Raw genomic sequence first — 18494 nt, 5'->3', positions numbered from 1 at the left:
CAACCAGTGATGGTGATCACAGGCATGATCCTGCTGATGGCCTCCGCAGGTTGCGACCGTAAGTCGGGTAACTCCGGCGGCGACGCCTCCCAAGGCACGAATGCCGTCTCACCATCCTCAACCGGAACGTCGACGTCTGGGACGCCGACGCGTGTCACAACTCAATCCGCGCCTGTTGCTTCGTCACAGTCCTCCGAACCGATATCGCTTCCGCCCGATGCGCCGAGCAACATCGTCCTGATCACGCTTGATACAACACGAGCCGATCGAATTGGTTGTTATGGTCATGCCGGTGCCATGACGCCGGCGCTGGATGCCCTGGCGCTCGAGGGTGCACGATTCAGCAGAGCGATTTCCTCAGCGCCTTTGACGTTTCCATCTCATGCATCGCTCTTCTCCGGCGTGCATCCGCCGGTACATGGCTGCCGGGTCAATGCGACCGATTCCATCAGAGATTCCATTCCGCTCTTGACCGACGCGCTCCGGGCGCGCGGCTACGCGACCGCGGCATTTGTCTCTGCATTCGTGCTGCACCATCGATTTGGACTTAACCGTGGATTCGACGTATATGACGATGGCTTGAATGAATCGCACGATTTCGGCTCCCACGGCGAACGGCGCGGCGACCTCACTTGTGACGCCGCGATTAAGTGGCTGTCAAATCGCAAACCGGGACCGTTCTTCATCTGGCTGCATCTTTTTGATCCGCATGAGCCCTATGCCGCGCCGCCGCCGTTTAATGAGATGAGCGATGCCTACGATGGGGAAATTGCGTTTGCGGATTCGCAGGTGGCCCGCGTGGTCGAAGCACTGTCTCGCGCGGAGCATTGGGACAATTCGCTGGTCGTGATCATCGGCGATCATGGCGAATCGCTCATGGAGCATGGCGAGCCGACCCACGGTCTGCTTTTGCACGATTCGACCCTCCGCGTGCCGCTCATCGTTCGATGGCCGAGGCGCGTGCCGAAGGGTCGCGTGATCGATGCGTCGGTCGAGCTTGTTGACATTTTCCCGACGGTGGCCGACTTCATCGGAATGGAGCCGCTTGAGCGGTGCAGTGGCCGAAGTCTGCGTTCGACCTGGGAGACCGATGAATCATGGAGCGATCGCCTGATCTATTCAGAGACCCAATACCCGTGGCGATCGTATGGTTGGGCGCCGATGACCTCGCTGGTGCGAGGCAATTGGCGATATGTCGAAGCGCCGATTCGCGAATTGTACGATCGCGAAACCGATCCGGGCGAAACAGTGAATCTCGCTTCGAAGCGCGCCGATCTCGCGGATGAATTTCGCGAGTTGCTCGTGCAGATGACGTCGCGGTTTGTCGCGATTGAAACGAACGCGGTTTTACCCGATGCGACATCGCGCGGCATGCTTGAAAGCCTCGGTTACGTTGGGGCATCGGCGACCGCGAGTGATCCGACCGGCCGCGAGCGGGATCCCAAGCAGATGCTTGAAACCTACTTGCGCTACGTCACTGCCCAGAAAATGCTGAAATCCGGCCGCATCAATGAGGCAATGCCGATCCTCGAGTCAGTCGTAAAGGACTCGCCCGAGTCAGACGAACTCTATGTCTCACTCGGTTCATCCTACCTGACGTTGGGGCGACCGGCCGATGCCGAACGTGCGCTGGCGATGAGTCTTCGCACCCGTGCCGATGACCCGTACAAGTTGTGGATGCTCGGTGAAGCGCTTCAGCGTCAGGACAAGCTGGAAGCGGCGCTCAAGTGCTTTTCGCGGACGGCCGAGTTGCTTCCGGAAATGGCCGATGCGCAGCGAAGCATTGCAATGGTGCATTGGAAGCGGCGAGATTTTGCAGCGGCATACGAGCCGTTCCGTCGCTACACCGAATTGAAGCCTCAGGCTGCTGCCGGATGGATCGATCTGGGCAACGTGTGCGCAGCTCTCGGCCGGACCAGCGAAGCGATCTCCGCATACGAGAAGAGTCTCGTCATCGATCCGGCGAATCTGATGGCCAGGCAGGCCTATATCCAGGCACTGATCGGTAGCGGCCGGAAGCTCGACGCGATTACCGCGATGAAGGGCGCACTCGCAGCGAACCCGGGCGAGAATTCGATGAAGACTCCGCTCGTTTGGATGGCCGCGACCACCGAAGGTGTCGATGCCCAGACACTGCACGAATGCGTGAAGCTCGGCGAGTCCCAGGCCCAGGCCAATCCGGGTGATGCGCGGACGCTGGACGCCCTCGCCGCGATTTATGCGGCCGTGGGGCGATTCGAGGATGCATTGGCCACGGCGAGGCAGGCTCTATCCGCTGCGGAAGCGATGGGTGACAAAGACCTGACCGCCAGGATCGGATTTCGCGCGAAACTTTACGAGGCTCGAAAACCGTTTCGCAGTCAGTAGCGCCGATGACGACGGGAGTTATTGATCGTTGCGCCATTTCGCGAGCGACGCCATCTCGCGAATCAGCTTCTCATAGACTTGGAAATTCAGCGACTGGTGGCCATCAGACAAGGCCTCGTCCGGCTGCGGGTGTACCTCGATCATGACCGCATCCGCGCCTGCGACGACCGCTGCCTTGGCGAGTGCCGGTACGGCCCATGCGATGCCCACTCCGTGCGACGGATCGGCAACCACTGGCAGATGCGTATGCCGTTTAATCAGCGGAATGGCCGAGATGTCAAATGTGTTTCGCGTCATGGTCTCGAACGAACGGATGCCGCGCTCGCACAGGATGACTTCGTAGTTGCCCAGCGACAGGAGATACTCGGCCGCCATAAACAGTTCTTTCAGCGTGGCCATCATGCCCCGCTTGAGCAGAACCGGTTTGCGAAGCCGACCGCACGCCTCCAGCAGTGAAAAGTTCTGCATGTTGCGCGCGCCGATCTGGATCACGTCCGCGACCGCTGCGATTTCGGGGAGCGTCTCGGAATCTTTTGCTTCCGTCACGATGCGCAGGCCGAATGCCTGCCGAACCTCCTCCAGCAGCCGGAGCCCTTCCTGCTTCATACCTTGAAACGCGTAAGGCGAAGTGCGAGGCTTGAACGCGCCGCCCCGGAGGAACTTGGCGCCGCTCTTTGCGACCGCCTCGGCTGCCCGAAAAATCTGGTCTCGTGATTCAACGGAGCACGGACCCGCAATGATTTGTAAGCGACCGTCGCCGATCTTCTCGCCTCCGACGCTCACAACCGTCGGTTCAGGCTTTACTTCCCGGCTCACGAGTTTGTACGGATTTGAGACCGGAACGCACTCGGCCACGCCGGGGAGATGAATGAAGTGTTCCGTGGAGACCGCGCCTTCGTTTCCGGTGATGCCGATGGCCACGCGCGTCGATCCCGGTATTTCATGAGCGCGGTAGCCGATCTGCTCAATCCGCCGGCAGACGGCCTTAATCTGATCTTCGGTGGCATTCTTTTGCATCAGGATGAGCATGGGAAATTTCTTTGAGCTTGATCTGGTCGATTGAGGACGGGGACACTCGAACAACGGACGCGGGCCGGCCTACTGCGGCGTATTCGCCGAGGCTGGCGGCGACCTTCCGAGGTTGGCGCTCGATTGTTGGGCCCGGTTCCGTGCCTTCGCGCTGGCATTTCCGCTCGAAGGACGATCCTGCTGGACGGCCAGCCAGCTGGCATAGCGCGCGAGGTAGTCCATCAGCGGCTTCTCTTCGCCGTCCTTTTCAAGGTCGTATTTCTCCACCAGTTCATCGATCACCTGTTCCAGCGTCCAGCCGCAATGGCGCAATCGATACGCCGCGAGCACCGCGTTTGATCGTTGCTTACCCGCCGCGCAGTGATAAAAAACAGGCTGATTACTCGGATTGGCAATCGCATCGGCCGCCATATCCAGAAGCGCGAACTCGGCTGTGCCGTTTCCGGGCATCGGAATGCACATCAGACGGATGTTCGACGCGCGGGCGGCGCGCCGCCGATCGCGGTCTTCGGGCGTACTCTTGTCTTCGAGAAGGCTCAGAATCGTGCGGATATGACGATCTCGCCCAAGGTCTCGAATTTGTTCCGGCGTCGGTCGGCCGCCCCGATAGATTGCACCGGGAACAACCTCGGCGAATCGCCGGGGCTGCGATTGCAGTCGAGTGACGATGGCCGTCGCAATCGGCGGTGCAATCAACAGAAGCATGAGCAGGATCTTGCGTGTCATCGTCATGCCATCGCGTCGAGGCCGGTATTCGGCCCAATTGAAATCGACCGCGGATTCAACGAAATCATGCCGTTCGAATTCGGCTCGGCTTCTGCGCCGGTATCCGGGCGTTTGATTCCACGCCCCTTTATTTCTTCGCCGGCAGGTCGCAGTGATTGATGAAATCCACCAATTGCCTCAGCTTCCCGTGCGAGCGGCGATTAAACCGGAAGATCAGACGCGGCATGCCCGGCAGTTCATTCTCTTCTTCCGGCAGCGGCCCCCCGACTTCAAAAGTCCCCAGTTCCAGGATGCCGGCGAAGTTCTTCTGAATCTGCTCAAGGGCGCCGTCAGGCAGCGGCGAATTCAATCGCATCACAAGACGCTCGCGAACATATCGATACGAATGGAAGCGGCGATAAAAGGTGAGTATCTCCTCGACCCCCGCTTCGACATCGTCGGTGAACTTGATCAGGCTCATGTCCTCGGGGCTGATCATGTTCGTGTGCAGCAACTCCGCCTTCACATACGTTCGCCAATGCTGCCAGTAGGTTCCGCCGGGCGCGTCAAGCATGACGATCGGCACAAGCTGCGCCTTGCCGGTCTGAACCAGCGTCAGCACCTCGAAGCCCTCATCCTGCGTTCCAAACCCGCCCGGAAACAGGGCGACCGCCTTGGCTTCCTTCGTGAACATGAGCTTGCGAGTGAAGAAATACTTGAAGTTGATGAGCTTTTGATCGCCTTCGATGATGTCATTCGTGCGTTGTTCGAACGGCAGGCGAATGGCGACCCCGAAGCTCGCTTCGGCGCCGGCCCCGCCATGGCCGGCCTTCATGATGCCGTCGCCAGCGCCGGTGATGACCATCCAGTTGCTTTCGCGCATGCGCTCGGCGAATCGAACTGCCTGGATATACTCGGGGTGATTCTCCGGCGTGCGGCTCGATCCGAAGATTGAGACCTTGGGAATGTGCTCGTACGGCGCAAACGTCTTGAAGGCGTATCGCAATTCCGCGAGGGCCTTGTCCACGAGCTTCACTTCGGCTCGATCTGTCCCGTCGCGCGACATGCGACACACCGTCTTGATCATGTTCGCGTACAGGTCCGTATCCGGTCCGCTCGCGTACCTGTCCACAAATTCCTGGATGGCTGCATCGCGGGCGGCGCGTTCTTCCGGGCTCTGGTGTGGCTCCGATTCTCTCGCTGATTCTGAAACAATCTTGCTCACAAAACTTCCTTCAGGTCGGGCATTCCGGTGACCGGACCGGCCGATCGCCGCCACGACTGACGATTTCGCCCTTACTTTTGGTCTATTTCATCGTGTTCGATGGGCCCAGCAACAACGGGGCGACACGGCGCGTGAAACCCATCGACAATCGTTTCTGACGCGATCATCGCGAACCCCGTAGTATAGTCGCTGTCTGATGCGCCTACAAAAGTGCGGGCACCCGCATTCCGGCCCCAACCTGCCCGCTCCATGCACCATTCCGCCGGGATCCCCGCACCGGAACCGACGTTGTTCCTGTTCTTATCGGAGCTTACGATGCCACGGGACCTTCGGCGACAGAGCGCTGAGCAAGTACACTCAATGGGTTGAGATTGGAAGGAACGCGGTCTTGTGGATGTCCCGGCTCGGATTGCCCAATTGCATCAGTCTGGGACGAATTCTCCTCGTTCCGGTGTTCGTTTTCTTCCTGGTGAGACAAGCCGACTCCGGCCGGGTCCGAGACCGGTTGCTGGCGATCGGCGTCTTCGCCGTCATGGCGTTGAGTGACTGGGTTGACGGCTACCTGGCTCGCAGGCTGCGCCAGGAAACCGCACTGGGGCGCATTTTGGACCCGGCTGCCGACAAGCTTCTGGTCATTTGCGCCGTAGTCTTGCTCTGGCGTCTGGGGGTCGCGTGCCCCACCGAATCAGGGGACCTGCATCAATTTCGGCTGCCGGGCTGGGTTGTCGGAATTGCAATCAGCCGAGACCTGCTGGTCTGCCTGGGGGCGCTGGCATCACGGCTGTTTGCAGTTCCGGTTCGCTTGCAGGCCAGGACGCTCGGGAAGTGGTGTACGGCCGCGCAATTGGCGTTGGTTCTGGCTATGCTATTGTTGCCCGGATTGCCGGGCGAAGCCGCGAACCTGCCGGTCATATGCTGGTGGATCTCGTCGGCATTGGCGGTCGCCGCGGCGGCTGACTATGTTGCAGTGGGGATTCGTGCGCTTGAGGCCTGGTCGTTCGCCTGACCGACGCGGGCGACTTCAATTGGAGAATTGCCTGATGGCGTCCGTTGCCAAACCGTTTTCGTCCGTCACGGAAGCACTCGAAGACATCAGGGCCGGCCGACTCGTCATTCTGGTTGACGATGCCGATCGCGAAAACGAGGGCGACTTGGTGTGCGCGGCGGAGTTGGTAACGCCGCAGATGATCAATTTCATGATTCGGCAGGCCGCCGGCAAGCTGTGCCTGTCGCTCTCCGCTGAAATTTGCGAACGACTGCACCTCTACCCGCAAACCAGTGACAGCACCGCCCCGCATGGCACCGCATATACGATTTCCATCGACGCGAAGCCACAATTCGGAATCACGACAGGCGTCTCGGCCGCGGAACGATGCGCGACGATTCGCCGATGTCTGGCGGACGATGCCCGGCCGGGCGACTTTGATCGCCCCGGTCACATCAGCCCCCTCAAAGGTCGTCCCGGCGGCGTGCTCGTTCGCGCCGGCCACACGGAAGCGAGCATCGATCTCGCCCGGCTTGCCGGCCTGAAGCCGGCGGGTGTCATCATCGAGGTACTCAAGGAGAATGGCGAAATCGCCCGGCTGGACGATCTGGTGCAATTCGCTGCGCGGCATGATCTGAAGATCTGCACGATTGAATCGCTGATTGAGTATCGATTGCAGCGCGAACGTTCGGTCATGCGCGTTGAGTCAGTGCCCATGCAGAACGCCTACGGTCAGTGGACGCTCCACGCCTATCAGTCCGTGACCGACGCGGAGCCGCACGTTGCATTGTGCATGGGGGACATCGGCAAGCTCGGTCCGGATGGTGAACCGATCGACATCGACCACGCGGTTCTCGTGCGTGCGCACTCGCAATGTCTGACCGGTGATGTCTTCGGATCGGCACGATGTGATTGCGGTGAACAGCTCGATCTGGCGATGCAGACGATCGCCAGGGCCGGTGAAGGCGTTATTCTCTATCTACGGCAGGAAGGCCGCGGCATCGGACTGCGCAACAAGTTGCATGCATATCGCCTTCAGGATGAAGGGCTCGATACGGTCGAAGCCAACGAGAAGCTCGGTTTCCCCGCGGACAAGCGCGATTACGGCGTGGGTGCGCAGATGCTTCGTGATCTGGGCGTGCGGCGCGTCCGCATTCTGACCAACAATCCGAAGAAGGTCAGCCGGCTTGAGGTGTACGGTCTTGAAGTGGTCGATCAATTGCCGCTTCAGGTCGCATCAAATCCTCATAACAGGCGATATCTGCAAACCAAACGCGACAAGCTGGGCCATACGCTGAAGGACGAATAAGCACGGAATGAGTCCATGATTCAGCCCGGGCAGCCTGATCCCGCATCGAAACCCGCGTCACGCCGATCTGTCGCCGCGCGGGATCGAGTCGCTCTGCGCCGTGCGCGAACGCGCCGGCCGATGTCGCTTTGTTTGTGTGATTTTGATGCGCTGTACGCCCCGACTGTTGCGACCTGGGTGCGAAACGATCGGGAACTGCTCTGGCTGGCTCCGCGAACGCCGCCGCCGCTCAGTGCATCAAAGGTCATGGCATGGGGGCGTGATCGATCGAGCCGGATGCTTCTCTGGGATGCCGCGTCGGCGACACCAGTCGGCTACACCGAGCTGAACGAAATGCCTGGCGAGCGCGATCATCTCTGGATCGGCCATTTTCTGCTTGCGCCGCACCTGCGCGGTCGCGGGCTGGGCAAGAATTTCGTGCGTGCCGTGCTGGCTCGCGGGTTTCTCGATTTCAACGCGCGCGAAGTGTCACTGGTTGTCTTTCCGGACAACCACCCGGCAATCCGCGCCTACGAGTGTGGCGGCATGAAGGCGGTGGGACGCGAGTTCAAGTATTTCAAGGAATCGAGAACTCGTCACGAATTCGTGAGGATGTCGATTCGGCGAACAGCATACGAGCGATTGATTGCCGCGGGTGAACAGCCGCAGCGGTCAATTCTGTTCATCGGGGACTCCGCCCTTTTGCGAAGCGGTCCGATTCGCCTTCCATTTCAATCGTCGTAGCGATTCGACATTCGATTCCGCGTCTGTCGGCTGCACAAGTCCATCGAGATGGACGCAGGTCGCTTACTTCAGGTTGAGCAGGGTGTGATGGCGGATTTCCCCGCCGATCTGCTCGACCGATACACGAATCGGCCGATCGTCCGACGCGGCGGGCACGCTGACGGCATATTGGCGTGTCGCCGACTCGCCGGCGCCGAGCTGCGAGATCGTCCGCCACTGTCGAGCATGGTCCGGCGAAATCAACGATGCCTTAAGATCAAGCGGACGTGATGTCATATTGGTGACACGCTGAATCACTTTATATCCATCCACGTCGCGTACAGCCGCGACGTCGACCCGCAGTTCCTCCGACTTCACTTCCACGGGTACCCGGAGCGTCAGCGCTTTGCCTGCGACGCCGGCCGTTAATCGGCCGATCAGCTCGAATTCACCCACGGCCTGATTTGCCGGAATGCGAATTCGCGTCGTGAAGGTCGTGGTAACGCCGGGCTGGACGTCGATCGGAAAGCTTGAGGGGGTCAAACTCCATCCGGCCGGTGCGCTGAATCGGATCAAGCCGCGCAGCGGACGCGAGGTTGTGTTGGTTAATCGAATAGTTCGCTGATGGGTCTTGATTCTCGGCGGCAAAGACGGCTCGTCGATCTCGAGACTTTCAGCGAGTTGTGCGATACCCGGATCGATCTTTCGAAGCAGCACGGGCATGGCGGTCAGCGTCAGATCATTTCCGTCATCGCTGCGGGAGTGTGTCGATCGATTGCCCCACAAATCGACGAATTCGATATCCTGTCCCAAATCGAATCGAACGTGCGTGGGGATCGGGCTTTCCCCGCGGGTCCATGCGGCGACGACGCCTTGCTTGCCCGATTCATCCGCCAGCAGCCATGCTTCGATTCCTCTTCCCATGCGAAGCGGCTTGACCGGTCGATAGCCATGCAGGATTCCGAAGATCGTCCGAAGCAGAATCAGTTCTTCGGTCGGCTCAACAAGGACACCGCTCGCGGTCGTCCGGGTCTGCCAGGGAATTCGGGTGAATACGGTGGCAGCGCCATGGCATCGCGCGAGCAGCAGGCCGCGGGAAAAATCCGCCAGCCGGCTGTTACGCTCGTATCGATCGGAGGGGAGAGACTGAAGGGTCACCCACCGGTCTTTACTGCTTTCACGATCAACATCGAACAGTTGGCGGGCAACTTGTTCGGCGGGTCGATGGGCCGGCTGTGCGAAGGCCATGATGTCGCCGCGATCGAGTTCCACATCCATCGGAGAATCACTCGATTGCGGCAGTACGAAGCTCGCCGAGCCGATCAGGGGCTTCACTTCATTGACTGAATTGCGTATCGCACTCTTCAGCAGATCGCGATCGAAGAGCGGGTCCACTGCGTCTGATCCGAGCTGCCACTGATCCACCCACAGTCCGTAGCGTGTCACAACCATCGCAAGGTACGGCTGCCAGAGCGACGAATCCTCCGACAGGACATGGAACAGTCCGCGACGGCCTTTGGGATATTGCATCGCCAGGCCCGCGGGGGGCGATTCCAGCACGGCTGCCAACCCCATGCCTCTCTCGTGCAGTGAGCGGACGGCACGATCGAATTCGGCGGAACCGAGTAGTACGGTCTCGTCGTTCATGTCCGCGCGCCACACCGGGACTTTCACGCGATCGGGCTTAAGCACCTCCATCCACCGGAGCATGGCCTTTGGCTGGCTCATGCTGTTGCCGTCGAGAACGATGCCGAATCCGGACTTCGCGCCTTGGGCGTCGCTTAGCGCATCCGCGAGTACGACGAACGATCGTTCGACCGACTGCAATTCATGTTGTTCGGAATGGAGCGTCAGACGCAGCGTGTAGCGGCCGTACTTCAGCGGCGACGGGCGATATGTGTGGATGGTCCCGATCATGCTGGATGGGTCGATCTCGCGCTGCTCGACCGGCTGGCCGTCGGCGTTGACTAGCGTTAGTTCAGCTCGAATCCCGCGGCCGTCGACGTCTGAAAGCCGGATCGATGCCTCCGGTGCTTCACCCTTCTCGAAGATGCTGTCCTTCCGATTGAGTTCGAGCGACACATACGGCATGCGAATCACGGATATGTCGTCAAACCACGCCTCGCCGCGCGCATCGCGATGTTCAATCGATTTGTATGACTCGGACGCCTCGCCGCCGATCGGCGACTGTTCAACCCGACATGCGAGAGAAATCCAACGCGCGTGCTCCGCACTCGGAGCCAGGTCGATCGAGACTTCGACCCACTGCTCACCGTTGTCGCGAGCGACATCGCTTCGCCGCTCGGTGTTGGGCAGTATCGATCCATCCGCGGCGAGGTAGTGCGCGGAGATAAACGCGCCGGCATGTTTCAATCCTCGCGGCCTGATCCAGCCGACAATGCGATAAGCGCAGCGCGGGTCGATTGGAATTTCACGACCGACGTACACCGCACCCAGATTGCCGCCCTGAAGCGCGAGGTGAAATGACGGCGGGGCGTCATGGCCGATTGTTTCGTCGATGCGAGGTTCCAGAAAGCGGGGATATCCCGGTTCGACAATCTGCCGCCAGTTCATCGGCATCGAGTCGTAGTTGCCGAACTTCCGCTCGTCAAAGTCGAAGGAACGCACGATTCGCGCAAGGCTGTCATTCTGCATGCTCTGGGTCGTTGTGGTGGCGGGCTGTCCAACTGCAACTCCATCGAGTGAAGGAGCGGTCAGTCCGAGCAGGAGAGCGATGCAAATTGCAATGCGGGATCGATATGTGCGCACGATGAAACCCTTTGGCGTCTCATCGTTTATCGGGGCGATTGGCAGGCCAGTTCAGAGTCGATCTGGCATTGCGGGACGGTCGAGTCGCGTGCGGGCCCCGCAGGCTTCGCGGTCGGCCGCGCTAAACCGGCCGAAGGTCCGATATGCACTTACCTCTGCCATCTCGTTTCGGAAGCCGCCTCCGGTCCATCCGAAAGGAATGGAGGTGCATTGCCAAAGGGAATCGTGACTTGTGATTCGCGTTGCAGCGGGAGGCCAATCGATGAGACGCTATTCGAAGATGCTCCGTAAGTTGAAGATTTCTGCGATTGCGACGCTAGTCGGCGGGGTCCCGGTCCTAAACGGGTGTCTGGATTCTGATGTTTTCAAGCGATTCCGCGAGGCCTACGAACCTGGTTTCGTGGAGGGGCTTTCGATGGCGATTGAAAATCCTGCTCAATCGCAACTCGGCTTTCGGCGACTGGGCCAGGCGCTGTTCGAGGGGCTTGGGGCGATCATCGATCCGCGCACTCCATCTTCCGCCGGTTCGAGGCGGTAATTTTCTCGTCCACGGGAACGAGTCGTTCTGGGCACTTTCGGCGTCGCGCACTTCGCGAGCGGCGCGCAAGTTATTTAATATAAGCAGTTTGCAGATCGACCGCTTCAAAATGCGGGCAGAATGGGTCCACGAAATCCGTTGGACTCAGGAAAATCCTGAACGAAAAAACGTTCTTTTGAGTGAGATCTGCGCCGAAAGTCCGTTATCATATGTATCAAGGCGCTGGATGAAACTACCACTTTAACTCGATGAACGGTGTCTGGTAATGGATGGCAAGAACGGACCGGGATGTTGGGAATTTAATTCGTATCAAAATGAGGCGAATTCCAAGTAACGCCCGGGAACCGTAAACGTCCAAGAGAAGTAGTAATTAGAAAGGTCGATTGGCCAGTTGTCGTTTACGGACGGTCGTTCGACGTGGCCGCCACCTACTGGCGCCGGAAAGGTGAGTGCGTGATGCGACGTGTAACGACGCCCAGCTCAGCAAGATCTGCGATGAAGGATTGGATGGTTCCGCCGCCGTACATCATGAATGCGGAACTTCGCCGACCATCGACCGAGGATCGGCTGTTTTCGGATTGGCCGGGGATCGTCGGGGACTCTGGTCGCCTCACGCCGGATGGCGAAGTGCTCCTTTTCAAGCAGTTGCACTTCTGCGGATTCAAGCTGAGCACGCTTTACAAACAGGCATCGAAGCGACCGACGAAGGGGCTGAGGCAAAAATTCAATGTGTGGGTTCAGCGTTACAATCTGATCCGCACGCGGATCATCGAAGCGAACCTCGGTCTTGTTTACGACATGATCGGCCGGACACGATTTGAAGTGCTCGACCGCGACGAAATGACGAGCGAAGGGATGATGGCGCTGTTGCGTGCGGCGGATACGTTTGATCCCTGGCGGGGCTACCGTTTCAGCACGTATGCCTGCAATGCGATCATTCGGGCATTTTCCCGCGCGGCCTTGATGGACTCGAAGCGTCGCAGCCGGATTGCCGGCCCGTTCGACGTCGAGTTCGAAAAGAGTGACGCGATCGAATCAATGCGAACGGATCAGGAAGCCCTTTTCACGGAACGGCTGGGGCAGATTCTTCAGTTGGATAACGCGGAGTTGACGGACGTCGAGAAGAGCGTGCTGGCTCGGCGCTTCCCCTTTGCCGACGACAAGCCGCGACTGACGCTGGAAGACATCGGACGCCGGATGCATGTGAGCAAGGAGCGCGTCCGGCAGATTCAGTTGTCAGCGATCGCCAAATTGCGGCGTGCGATTCGAGACGATCCGGTCCTGATCTGACCGAGAGCGCTGATCGCGAATTGAGTATTTGAAATGGCGGTTTTCCTCTGAGCGGAGAACCGCCGTTTTTATTTATCAGCCTAATTGCGCGGTCGATGTGCCAAACCCTGCGGATGGTTTGACGTCAGGCCGACACGCGGGCGGCCGCAGCCGGAACGCAGTCTGCGTTATTAGCGGCCCGCGGTGCGGTCGCTGGTCAGTGATTTGCGAAACTTGTCGTTGCGATCAACGGAGAGGTATTTCTCTCGAACGCTGCCGTCGCTCAGGTCGACGTAGACCATTACCACGTCATTCTTATCGTTGAGTTTACGATTGAACTGTATGTCGATGCAGACGGCGCCGGTTGAGAAATCCGTCTTGGTTGCCCCCGTTTTCTTCTCGCCTCCGATCTCATCGCCGATCGAGATTTTGAAGGTGGATTCCCTGGGTGTCTCTTTTCCTTTTCGTTTGAAGACGGTGACGGTCACTTCGTTTTTCTTGTCGTCGGCCCGTGTCAGATAGAAGTAGGTGTCGCTTTCGACAGTGACCGGCCGGCTCGGAGGGGACCATCCGCTGAAAATCGTGAGCTTCCTTGCGTCCGCCGGATCGAGCAATTCGCCGACGTTGCCGGCGAAAATGTTAATGACTTCATAGCGGGTGCGGTAAAGGTAGGTATGTCCGGGCACGACATCCAGATCGTACGCAAGAATCGGCATCAACTTTTCCGGCGGGCGAATGGTTGAATCAGACAGGATGCCTTTGCGCTGACCCTTGGCACTGCTGACGATGGCCGCCAGCATCGACCGGGCCTTGTCGACATCGGAACCGGCGGCGCCGGCGGTGCCGATCACCGCTCGAAGCAGGATGGCCGCGGCATCCGCGTCTTCTTCGGAGAACGGCGTTTTGCCATCCTTTGCCTTCTGGGCCAACTGGAGCCATCGTTTGGCGCGGGCCGCGGGATCCTCGCCGGACGACTTCGGCGGATCCGGGAAGTAGGGCACAGCCGGGTAATCGAGGCGACCGCCGCCGGTGCGAGCGTTGAGCATCGGCCGCGCGATAACTTCCTGTGAACGATCGATCAGTTCCTTGAATTCGGAGAAACCTTCGAGATTCATTCCGTCGTCGATCCGGTTCACGATGTTCGGCCGCTCGATCGGTTTGAATGGCAGCGTGGTGTTGACCGTCTGCCAGCCGCGCCAGGGTTCATTCTGATCGAATCGTTCGAGATGCACCTTGACGATGCTGGGGTAGGAGTTGTCCGGGTATTTTTCTGTTTTGAAGTTGATGTCCTGCTGAATCAGGTCGACCTGTGCCGCGACAGCGACCCAGTTGCGTTTCGTTGCCGGCAAGGTGTCCTTGACCGGGCCGGGGGTGTACTCACTGAGTGACGGCAACTGTGCCGGAAACTCAAAGATGCTCTGTCCCGTGGAGACGACCGGCAGACCGGGCGCGACCATCTGCGCGAGATGGTGCCGATCCTCCGGCGCGACCTCGGTCGTGGAGACGAAGGAGGGTGGAAACGGCTGGGTTCGGCCGGCCGGCGACTTCAATCCGGCGATGGCGATGAGGCCGCGCGCCTGATCTCCGAACCACTGTTTCAGCAACTCGACGGCGTCTTCCGTGGCGCCCGGTTTGGTGTTTCCGGCGGCCTGTTTCGGTTCGGGCTGTTTACGCATGATGGCGGAAGCGGTCGATTCGGCCGCCGCGCCGACGGCCTCGGCCAGCTTTCCGGGCTTGTTCTCGTTGATCGTGAAGCGGCCGCTGAAGAAAGCGACATAGAGGCTGCCAATAAAGAACAGCGCGCAAAGGCCGACGACGACCTTTTCAATGTGCTCGTCCACAAAGCCGACGTTTTTTTTCGCCATCCATCACCTCAGGTGTCAATTCGTCGCGGGTGGTTGCGCGTTTTGTGTTTGGACTATCGACGTTGATTCAGCTCTTCTTCCGCCTTTGGCCGAGACAGTATCGGCGCGAGGTCCTTCGGGATCCACGTATCGAAGACCTTTCGGAAGAAGACGCCCTCGATGTCGATTGTTACATCGATGACGGGGGCATTGCCGTAGATGTATTCATCCTGCAGCGGGTTGGCCGGCACAGCGCGGTATTCGACCTGAATCGGCGTGTAGAACCCGACCCGGCAGATCTCATCGAGGAAATCGAAGATCGCGGCCTCCTCCATGATGAGCCGGATCTGAAGCGGGACAACGAACTTGGTTGAATCGTTGGCGTGGCCTGTGAACGACTGGGCGAACGGCAGCTTGAGCAAATCGTTCATTCCGCCGCCGCGTCCGAGCCAGGGTTCACTGGCGAGGTACTTGATGCGTTTGATGGGCATGTTGGCGACCCAGCAATCATACGCACGGTTCTGCTTTTTCAGTGATTCGGCCCGGGCTTCGTTCAGGCTGGACATGGCGTAGGCAAAGTCCTGCTCGATCCAGAGTGTCATCTGTGCGTGCCAGATGTCGGTGGCCGGAGGGGTTTCGGAGTATTCGAGCATGGCATGCGGCGCGAAAGCCAGATTGTCGTAGTACATGTAAATCGAACGGGCCACAACTTCGGCAGCCTTGGCCTTCGGATAGGCCTTTAGGATTTCGGCGATCGTCCGATCGGTCTGCTGTGGCTGCACTGCGTCGGAGTCGCTGGGCTTCTCCGGTTTGGGCAGCCACGGGCCGAGGTTTTCGTCCGAAGAGGATTGCTGGTTTTTGGCGTCTTCCATTGCCTGCTGCCGGGTGATCTCGGCCGAAGTGGCCGGTCCTCGAGCCCGGAGACGGCGGCGAAGATCGGCGAATGCCGCGCGGTAGGCATCGCGAAACTCGATGCGAGCCCCGTTGCTCCTTGGCTCGGGCAGCACGTCCGGCACGAGCGTCTGTCGCTCCCGGTTTTCGTAATGATTGAACTTCTGGGCGTTGAGCGAGGCGGCCAATGCGGCCTCCTGCTCCGCAATGAGGGCGGCCTGCCTGGTCTTCATCGCTTCGATCGTGGAGGCGTTCTGTGCGCCATTGCCTTCGCGTTCGACTTCTCCACGAAGACGGTCAAGCTCCGACAATTCTTCGATGATTGCATCGCCGGCCAGGTAGGCCCATGCGGCGGTACCGATCGAGCCCACGGCGACAACGCCGAGCGTGAGGTATATCCAGTGCTTACGAACGAAGTCCATTTTCAACGGCTCCGGTGATCAGTGTCGTCTGCGGTTGTGTTGGCTGCTTCCCTGTGTTGGTCCAAGCCCGACTCGCAATTCAGATGGCTCCGTCCGGGACGGGCCGGCGCGCGTCAAGATTTCGGCGGTGTACCACCGCCGGCCGTATCCGGCTTGGGCTCCTTGAATTTCTCGGGGATTCGATCCTTTGGTGGCTCGTCCTTACGTACAACGATCTGAAGCTCGAAGGCATAGTCGCGATCGATGCTCTCTTTTGTCAGCGGATCCTTCTTGGCGAGTTCCTCGGAAAGTTTGCGCAGATCGTCGCGAACGGAACTGCCTCCGCGCGGACCGGACGGTCCGCCGCCGAACGGCCCCCCGACGATGGGGCCGCCGCTGAGGTCTCGTCGATCATCGCGGCCGTCGCTTCCCGGTCGCCCGCCGCCTCGTGGTGGGCCTCCGCCTCGTCGCCCGCCGCCATCCCCGCCGCCTTCCGATGCTCCGGAGAATGCGGAACCTTCGGATACGAGCTTTGAATCCTTGGATCGTTCGGTGACCTTGCTGAGTGTCACGGTGTCGATATAGAAGCCTTTTCCGGGTTCGCAACCAAGCTCGAGGAGAATGCGTTTGAGGTTCTCTTCAATCCAGGTCGCGGGGGTGGGTTCCGTTGTGATGCCGTTGACCAGAATGGCCCATCCAGGCTTTCCTCGCGCGGTTTTCGATTCGCCGAAGGCGTTGCGGAATTCCTGTCCGGGGTCATCGGAGTAGCGCATTTGAATCTGCCTGACCCATAGTTCCTTTCGTTCCGCGCGTTTGATCCGGCTTGCAACACGCAGGTAATCTTCGGGCGATTTCGTGTTGCGGATGTCGGGGGGCACGGCTTCCTCGAAAGCGCGGTGGATGGCATCGAGGATACGCGGCACGAAGACGTTGTTCTGGGGGAATTTGGCCAGGGTGACCAGCGTGCCGGCCTCCTTGCTGCCGCCGGTGTATTTGGCGTACTCGGACTTGAGGTACTTGGCCGCGCCAGCGACCTGCATCGCACGCTGAACGGGCGTTGCCGTGCCGGAAGGGTTCAGTGCCGCCATTGCGGCATCGACCTGGCTGAAATTCGCCGCCCGAAGCTGTCCGGGCTCCACGCCTCCGCGTGCGCTCTGGACTTCGCTTGACGCCATGACGTTGCCGATGAACATGATGCCGGCGGCCGCGGCCAGACTGGCGGCCGCACCGATGAACCATGGCTGCTTCTTCTGCCAGAGGAGCGTACGTCGCACCTCGAGCGGCAGCAGGTTTGAGTTGACGGCAGCGAGGTCGAGGCCCTGCAGTGCGAGTCCATAGGCGACGCCGAGGCTCATCTGGTTTTCCTCGAACTCGTCATGCTTCTGGTTCGCGACGGGCACCATCCTTGAGAATCCGGGGAACTTATCGACCTTCATCTGCACGTTCTGCTGGAGGAATTTCTGCAGGCCCGGGAGTTTGAAGGCGTTTCCCATTCCGATGATTCGGGTGATGTGCGACTCGCGATGCGTCGAGGTGTAGTATCCGATCGAACGCTGGACCTCGGACACGAGATCGGCGAAGACAGGCCGCATCGCCTGAAAGATCTGGCGAGCGTATTTTGAAGTCGCAGCGGTCCGCTTGAGTTTTTCGGCCTTGGCGAAGGGGACTTTGAAGGCCGAAACGAGCGATTCGGTGAAGCGATTGCCGCCGATCGGCACGGGCCTGGCCCAGATTCTTTTACCTTCCATGACGATGAGATCGGTGGCGAGAGCTCCCATGTCGAGCAGGACGTAGGTTTCGCCTTCGGGAAGATCCAGCTCAAACCTTGCGGCGTTGTAGGAAGCCATGGGGCTGGTCTGCACCATGACCGGCTCGACCTTCTGGCTGGTGAACTGTTGCAGGTAATTGCGGATCAGTTCCTTTCGAATTGCGAAGATGCCGACTTCGAACTCCGCCGCCTCGCCCTCGGTCATGACCTGATAGTCCCAGACGACTTCGTCCATGTCGAAGGGAATCTGCTGACTGGCCTCGTACTGGACCATGTCGGGGATTTTCTTTTTGTCCACGGGTGGCATTTTGGTGAAGCGGGTGAGCGTCTGCTGGCCGGGCACGGAAACGACGATCTGGCAATTGGACAGATCGTTTCGTTCGGCGAACGTGCGGATCGTCGAGCGAACAATGTCTCCGGCGTCGGATTCGGCCAAGGAAAGAAACTGGGAATGCTCAACGAGATCGAAGCCGAGCAGTTCGACTTTGTCGCCGGCCGCCTGGAGCTTCACCGCTTTGAGTGAGCACTGGCCGACATCGATTCCCCAAACAGGTTGCCTGGCTGCCATTTGTATCTCCCGGGTGACCGTAAGCGAGTCGCATCCGTCAGGTGGCACCTTGAACGGGCGCTACGTCGGGGTGCGCATGCATGCGTCGCGCTCTCGTGATCGTTCCTCGCACCTTGCATCGCTT

13 protein-coding genes are annotated in these 18494 nt (G+C 59.6%); 6 read left to right on the top strand and 7 right to left on the bottom strand.

Annotation, left to right across the window (positions count from 1 at the left end; all coding sequences use genetic code 11):
* The first annotated feature begins 24 nt into the window (after positions 1 to 24).
* Complete coding sequence (locus KF841_01335; GenBank protein MBX3393988.1) at positions 25 to 2367, top strand: sulfatase-like hydrolase/transferase; 2343 nt, start codon at positions 25 to 27, stop codon at positions 2365 to 2367.
* Between the two features lie 18 nt (positions 2368 to 2385).
* Here KF841_01335 and aroF read toward each other — a convergent pair whose 3' ends face one another.
* The 3 genes from aroF to KF841_01320 all read right to left on the bottom strand — a co-directional run bounded on the left by aroF (position 2386) and on the right by KF841_01320 (position 5188).
* A complete protein-coding gene (aroF, locus tag KF841_01330) occupies positions 2386 to 3396 on the bottom strand; it encodes a 3-deoxy-7-phosphoheptulonate synthase (GenBank protein MBX3393987.1) in 1011 nt (336 codons plus the stop codon).
* A 69-nt stretch (positions 3397 to 3465) separates the two neighbouring features.
* Positions 3466 to 4122, bottom strand: a complete 657-nt coding sequence (locus tag KF841_01325; protein MBX3393986.1) for a dual specificity protein phosphatase family protein — start codon at positions 4120 to 4122, stop codon at positions 3466 to 3468.
* A gap of 127 nt (positions 4123 to 4249) precedes the next feature.
* The gene (locus KF841_01320; GenBank protein ID MBX3393985.1) at positions 4250 to 5188 is read right to left on the bottom strand and encodes an LOG family protein; all 939 of its coding nucleotides are present in this window, start codon (positions 5186 to 5188) and stop codon (positions 4250 to 4252) included.
* 532 nt (positions 5189 to 5720) lie between these two features.
* On the opposite strand from KF841_01320, the gene KF841_01315 reads away from it, so the two are divergent.
* From KF841_01315 to KF841_01305, 3 genes are read left to right on the top strand one after another with little or no spacing between them, the layout of a single operon-like run.
* On the top strand, positions 5721 to 6332 hold the full coding sequence (locus KF841_01315) for a CDP-alcohol phosphatidyltransferase family protein (GenBank protein MBX3393984.1): 612 nt from the start codon (positions 5721 to 5723) through the stop codon (positions 6330 to 6332).
* A gap of 34 nt (positions 6333 to 6366) precedes the next feature.
* Positions 6367 to 7620 carry a bifunctional 3,4-dihydroxy-2-butanone-4-phosphate synthase/GTP cyclohydrolase II gene (locus KF841_01310; protein ID MBX3393983.1) on the top strand — a complete coding sequence of 418 codons (1254 nt, stop codon included), beginning with the start codon at positions 6367 to 6369 and terminating at the stop codon, positions 7618 to 7620.
* Between the two features lie 15 nt (positions 7621 to 7635).
* Complete coding sequence (locus KF841_01305) at positions 7636 to 8343, top strand: GNAT family N-acetyltransferase (protein ID MBX3393982.1); 708 nt, start codon at positions 7636 to 7638, stop codon at positions 8341 to 8343.
* 63 nt (positions 8344 to 8406) lie between these two features.
* Here KF841_01305 and KF841_01300 read toward each other — a convergent pair whose 3' ends face one another.
* Complete coding sequence (locus KF841_01300) at positions 8407 to 11091, bottom strand: hypothetical protein (protein ID MBX3393981.1); 2685 nt, start codon at positions 11089 to 11091, stop codon at positions 8407 to 8409.
* Between the two features lie 262 nt (positions 11092 to 11353).
* Between KF841_01300 and KF841_01295 the strand changes: the two genes are divergently transcribed.
* Both KF841_01295 and KF841_01290 read left to right on the top strand, forming a co-directional pair.
* Positions 11354 to 11629 carry a hypothetical protein gene (locus tag KF841_01295; GenBank protein MBX3393980.1) on the top strand — a complete coding sequence of 92 codons (276 nt, stop codon included), beginning with the start codon at positions 11354 to 11356 and terminating at the stop codon, positions 11627 to 11629.
* Positions 11630 to 12085: 456 nt separating this feature from the next.
* A complete protein-coding gene (locus KF841_01290) occupies positions 12086 to 12919 on the top strand; it encodes a sigma-70 family RNA polymerase sigma factor (GenBank protein ID MBX3393979.1) in 834 nt (277 codons plus the stop codon).
* 170 nt (positions 12920 to 13089) lie between these two features.
* Here the strand turns inward: KF841_01290 and KF841_01285 are convergent, their stop codons facing one another.
* From KF841_01285 to pilM, 3 genes are all read right to left on the bottom strand, one after another.
* Positions 13090 to 14763: a hypothetical protein gene (locus tag KF841_01285; GenBank protein ID MBX3393978.1), complete on the bottom strand. Its 1674-nt coding sequence runs from the start codon at positions 14761 to 14763 to the stop codon at positions 13090 to 13092.
* Positions 14764 to 14816: 53 nt separating this feature from the next.
* Positions 14817 to 16055 (bottom strand): hypothetical protein, encoded by a 1239-nt coding sequence (locus KF841_01280; protein MBX3393977.1) that lies wholly within the window; start codon positions 16053 to 16055, stop codon positions 14817 to 14819.
* Positions 16056 to 16168: 113 nt separating this feature from the next.
* Positions 16169 to 18370 carry a type IV pilus assembly protein PilM gene (gene pilM / locus KF841_01275; GenBank protein MBX3393976.1) on the bottom strand — a complete coding sequence of 734 codons (2202 nt, stop codon included), beginning with the start codon at positions 18368 to 18370 and terminating at the stop codon, positions 16169 to 16171.
* Positions 18371 to 18494: the final 124 nt, after the last annotated feature.

The organism is Phycisphaerae bacterium (assembly GCA_019636475.1).
In the GTDB taxonomy this organism is placed as follows: domain Bacteria; phylum Planctomycetota; class Phycisphaerae; order UBA1845; family UTPLA1; genus JADJRI01.
This window is presented reverse-complemented; position numbering and strand designations above follow the sequence as displayed.

Excerpts from the sequence above, each read along its gene's own strand:
- KF841_01335 (MBX3393988.1), top strand. The coding sequence starts at position 25 with ATGATCCTGCTGATGGCCTCCGCAGGTTGCGACCGTAAGTCGGGTAAC.
- aroF (MBX3393987.1), bottom strand. The coding sequence starts at position 3,396 with ATGCTCATCCTGATGCAAAAGAATGCCACCGAAGATCAGATTAAGGCC.
- KF841_01325 (MBX3393986.1), bottom strand. The coding sequence starts at position 4,122 with ATGACACGCAAGATCCTGCTCATGCTTCTGTTGATTGCACCGCCGATT.
- KF841_01320 (MBX3393985.1), bottom strand. The coding sequence starts at position 5,188 with ATGATCAAGACGGTGTGTCGCATGTCGCGCGACGGGACAGATCGAGCC.
- KF841_01315 (MBX3393984.1), top strand. The coding sequence starts at position 5,721 with ATGTCCCGGCTCGGATTGCCCAATTGCATCAGTCTGGGACGAATTCTC.
- KF841_01310 (MBX3393983.1), top strand. The coding sequence starts at position 6,367 with ATGGCGTCCGTTGCCAAACCGTTTTCGTCCGTCACGGAAGCACTCGAA.
- KF841_01305 (MBX3393982.1), top strand. The coding sequence starts at position 7,636 with ATGATTCAGCCCGGGCAGCCTGATCCCGCATCGAAACCCGCGTCACGC.
- KF841_01295 (MBX3393980.1), top strand. The coding sequence starts at position 11,354 with ATGAGACGCTATTCGAAGATGCTCCGTAAGTTGAAGATTTCTGCGATT.
- KF841_01290 (MBX3393979.1), top strand. The coding sequence starts at position 12,086 with ATGCGACGTGTAACGACGCCCAGCTCAGCAAGATCTGCGATGAAGGAT.
- KF841_01285 (MBX3393978.1), bottom strand. The coding sequence starts at position 14,763 with ATGGCGAAAAAAAACGTCGGCTTTGTGGACGAGCACATTGAAAAGGTC.
- KF841_01280 (MBX3393977.1), bottom strand. The coding sequence starts at position 16,055 with ATGGACTTCGTTCGTAAGCACTGGATATACCTCACGCTCGGCGTTGTC.
- pilM (MBX3393976.1), bottom strand. The coding sequence starts at position 18,370 with ATGGCAGCCAGGCAACCTGTTTGGGGAATCGATGTCGGCCAGTGCTCA.